Source organism: Methanomethylovorans sp. (assembly GCF_050177135.1).
Lineage (GTDB): Archaea > Halobacteriota > Methanosarcinia > Methanosarcinales > Methanosarcinaceae > Methanomethylovorans.
In genome coordinates this window covers 1-4,203 of sequence record NZ_JBFXHJ010000172.1, presented here as the reverse complement: position 1 = coordinate 4,203, position 4,203 = coordinate 1, and the positions used below count along the sequence as shown (strand labels likewise).

4 protein-coding genes and 1 tRNA gene are annotated in these 4,203 nt (G+C 46.0%); all 5 read left to right on the top strand.

Annotated features, from left to right (window positions below):
* The first annotated feature begins 55 nt into the window (after nucleotides 1-55).
* The gene (locus AB7U21_RS10805; RefSeq protein ID WP_333788375.1) at nucleotides 56-1,252 is read left to right on the top strand and encodes an HD domain-containing protein; all 1,197 of its coding nucleotides are present in this window, start codon (nucleotides 56-58) and stop codon (nucleotides 1,250-1,252) included.
* Nucleotides 1,253-1,254: 2 nt separating this feature from the next.
* Complete coding sequence (locus AB7U21_RS10800; protein ID WP_333788372.1) at nucleotides 1,255-1,605, top strand: hypothetical protein; 351 nt, start codon at nucleotides 1,255-1,257, stop codon at nucleotides 1,603-1,605.
* 4 nt (nucleotides 1,606-1,609) lie between these two features.
* Nucleotides 1,610-2,161, top strand: a complete 552-nt coding sequence (locus AB7U21_RS10795; protein ID WP_333788373.1) for a UbiX family flavin prenyltransferase — start codon at nucleotides 1,610-1,612, stop codon at nucleotides 2,159-2,161.
* Nucleotides 2,162-2,286: 125 nt separating this feature from the next.
* A tRNA-Pro gene (locus AB7U21_RS10790) sits at nucleotides 2,287-2,364 on the top strand.
* Nucleotides 2,365-2,661: 297 nt separating this feature from the next.
* Nucleotides 2,662-4,203 (top strand): PKD domain-containing protein (locus AB7U21_RS10785; RefSeq protein WP_428388960.1); only part of this gene is annotated, 1,542 nt, incomplete at its 3' end.

The window sequence follows — 4,203 nt, the reverse complement described above, 5'->3', positions numbered from 1 at the left end:
GAAATTAGTTATGATAGAGGAACAGCATTATAGGATGAAGGGATATTTAAAGCATATGAAGGTCGTTCGTGATCCTATTCACGGTTATATCGAACTCGATGAGCTCACGCTTTCCCTTATAGATACTCCTCCCATGCAGCGCCTGCGCAGGATAAGGCAGCTTGGACTTTCAAATCTTGTTTATCCGGGTGCCAATCATACACGTTTTGAGCATTCCCTGGGTGTTATGCATCTTGCGGCCACATTGACAAGGCAGATAGATTCAGTGTCGCAGCAGGAAAAGGATGAACTGAGGGTGGCAGCTTTGCTCCACGATATAGGTCATGGCCCTCTTTCCCATGTAACGGAGAGCTTTATATCTCAATATACGCGCCAGAAACATGAAGATGTGCTTCATCTGTTGCGAAAGGGCAGGATCGCGGAAATATTGGATGAACACGGCCTGAGTCCCACAACCATCCAGAAACACATCAAAGGGGAAACTGATCTGGGGAAGATCCTGAGCAGTGAGATAGATGTGGATCGCATGGACTATCTGGTACGGGACTCGCATTATACGGGTGTTGCATTTGGGCTTGTGGACCATGTGCGGCTCATCCATGAGATGCAGTTCTATGAAGACAAGCTGGTAGTAGGTGCAGGAGGTGTGAAAGCCGCAGAATCCTTGCTTGTATCCCGGTTCCTCATGCACCCATCTGTTTATTATCACCATGTATCGCGTATCGCAGAAACAATGTGTATCCGTGCCATTGAAGAACTTATAAAAGACAATGCTATCGATCCCATGGAGCTCAGACAGATGGATGATGCACATTTGCTGCATATCATGCGTTCGGATGCTGGATATGGCGGCAGCCTGGCACAGCGCCTCGAAGAACGCAGGCTTTATAAAAGAGCTTTATATGTAGGCTTTGACGAGGTTACAGAGAGCGTTTTGAAACACAGGGGCAACATACGCAGAATAGAGGCCGAGATCGCAGGTATGGTAGGTATTGAACCCACGGATGTGCTCATTGACATACCCCGCTCTCCGGAGATCCCTGAACTTAAGGCACTTGTGAAGCTCAACGGCAGGATGGTTAGACTTGACGAAGCTTCTTATGTGGTTGCCACGCTTGAGAAGGCTCACTGGGATAACTGGAAGATGGGCGTCTACACGCCAAAGGAGTTCCGCGAAAAAGTGGGAAAAGCTGCGAGAGAGTTCTTTGAGGTAAAAAGGACCACCAAGCAGTTCAGGCTCACGGAGCTATGATCATGATCGAGATCAAAAAAGATGTTGGAAGGATACAGCTCCTATTAAAAGGGGAGTCTGTAGGAAGTGATATGTTCTTTATGTTATCAGGTGGCAGGGAGCACATAGGTGCTGTTGCCATGGGTATCTATGATGGGGAAAGTCGCCGTGCCTCCGCTTCCGTGATTAGCTCTCCGGGACACAGGGAGGATGAGATCGCTCTGCGCGGAGCACGGAAGATAAGTGCTATCACGCAGAACACAACGGTATTAATGGTCGGTATACATATAGATAATATAACAGTAGATGAGATCCGGTCCATTGTGCAGGCTTCTGAAGCAATGATAGACGAGCTTATTGGGACCATAAGGTGAAAAAATGGAGATCGTAATTGGTATAAGTGGAGCATCAGGGTCTATTTACGGCATAAGGCTGCTTGAGATACTTTCTAAAATGGGCATGGTCACACACCTTGTTATAACCAGGTCGGCAAGGCAGATCATTGAGATAGAAACTGACTATTCTGTTGTGGAGGTGGAAGACATGGCAAGCTATGTCTATGAGGAAAGAGAGTTCACTGCACCCATAGCCAGCGGATCACACAGGTTCCATGGTATGATCGTTGCCCCATGCAGCATGAAGACCGTTGGCTCCATTGCAAACGGCATGTCTGACAACCTTTTGGAAAGAACTGCTGATGTCTGCCTTAAGGAAAGACGCAGGCTTGTTATTGTGCCGCGAGAGACACCTTTGAACGAGATCCACCTTGAGAACATGTTAAAGCTCACCAGGGCTGGAGCTATTGTAATGCCTGCATGCCCGGGGTTCTACTCAAAGCCCAAGAACATTGACGATCTTGTAAATTCCATTGTTGGCCGAGCTTTGGACCTCGCAGGAATAGATAACGATGTATATAAAAGATGGAAATGATCTTTGCTGTCTTTGCCCTTCATTTCTTTATTTTTTTATTCTTTTTCTCCCCAGTTTATATTCTTTGACCGATCCCTTACGGAAGGTTTTTAATCTATAACGTCTATTGCAGTGCTTACCCTCTTGGGATAGTAGGGTAGCCTGGTCCATCCTCGAGCGTTTGGGACGCTTGGACTGCGGTTCAAATCCGCGCTATCCCACCAAACTTCTTTTAAGACCTCTTTTGATCTGTAGACGCTGTTATGTTATTATGTTTTTAAAGGTCATCCCGACTGCTAAATAACATGTTATTTTGTACAGTTTTCAATGACCCAGAACTCCAAAGAGAGATAATTCCATTTATGGACTCCTGTGCTGACGATTCTTTGTTCATATAACTAAAAAGACGGAAGAACGGAGGGTATTTTTATATATTAATATATATTGTATTAAATAAATGTTAATATTTCGTCCCGTTGCGTAGCTACAGGAATCTTATCAAATCAAAAGAGGGTAAATTTGTGCATACTGATAAAGTGTCAATGAGTACTTCTTTCATTAAGGACCGATGTAAAATGACCTCTGCTCTCTGTGACATTTCCGGTAAACGGGATAAATGGTCACAGAGTAGTGGAAAATGCCATATTCAGAGAAGTTCTGTTCTTTGTATCTTTGCTCTTTTAGCGGCTATACTTCTTTTATCATCCTGCGCATCAGCCATAGGAAGTTATCAGCCGGTAGCTGCCTTTACGGCTAATGTGACTTCCGGTACAGCTCCTCTTACTGTTTCTTTCACGGATCAGTCAACATATAGTCCCACACAATGGGCATGGAACTTCGGTGATGGGCAGAATTCTAATCTTCAGCATCCTATTCATACTTATGGTTCAGCAGGCACCTATACTGTAACCCTGACTGTAACAAACTACGAAGGATCCGATTCCGAAACAAGAACAGGTTATATCACTGTAACAGAACTACCTGCGCCCATTTCCAACTTCACTGCCAATGTCACTTCAGGTATTGTACCACTAATTATTTCTTTCACCGATCAGTCTACGAATACACCTACCTCGTGGTCATGGAATTTTGGTGACGGTAACACTTCGACTGTTCAGAATCCCACCCATACGTACACAAACGCAGGCAGCTACACAGTTACTCTCAACGCAAGCAATGTTGGCGGCAGCAACATCAGCACTCAGACTGGTTATATCACTGTAACAGAAGAACCGTCTGCACCTTTAGCTGACTTCACGGCTGATGTGACTTCTGGTACAGCACCCCTTACTGTTTCCTTCACGGACCAGTCTGCAAATACACCTACCTCATGGACATGGAATTTCGGTGACGGAGGAACTTCTACTTCCCATAATCCGGCCCACACATATACCAGTGCAGGCACCTATACGGTAATTCTTAATGCAACAAATGCTGCTGGCAGCAACATAAGCACGCAGACCGGTTACATCACTGTGACCTCCGCAAGTTCCGGTAGCTCCGGCAGTTCCCGTTCAGGCATCGGGACAGCCGTGATCTCTGATCCGTCTGCCGGGACCGTCACACCTACTTACACTGCTGTGAACCATATACTGGGTGGTTCCAGCATAGAATACGACCTATCCGGTACTGGCAGTCCCGTGCTTGGAATTACTTTTGATGCGAAGGACAATGAAGGTCTTGTGACGGCAACGGTGCAGGTGCTCTCGGACAGGCCGGCAGGTATCTCCGTACCACCGGGAAACCCATATCAGCTTATGAGCATTAATGTGGGAAGCAAAGGCACGATCTCTGGTAACAATGCTGACAATATCCTCATTCATTTCAAGGTAAGCCGGGAATGGATAGAGGAGAACAACATCGACCCTTCAACCATCCGCATGACGCGTTACAACGATGGAAAATGGGAAGAGCTGGCCACACAAAAAGAAAATGAAGATGAAGAGTATCTGTACTTCGTTGCAGAAACGCCGGGATTCTCTATATTCAGCGTAGTGGGTGATGAAGTAAAGGCAGTAAGTGAAGAAGCTAAGCCGGTTAAGCAGGAAATAGCTGAGGAAACA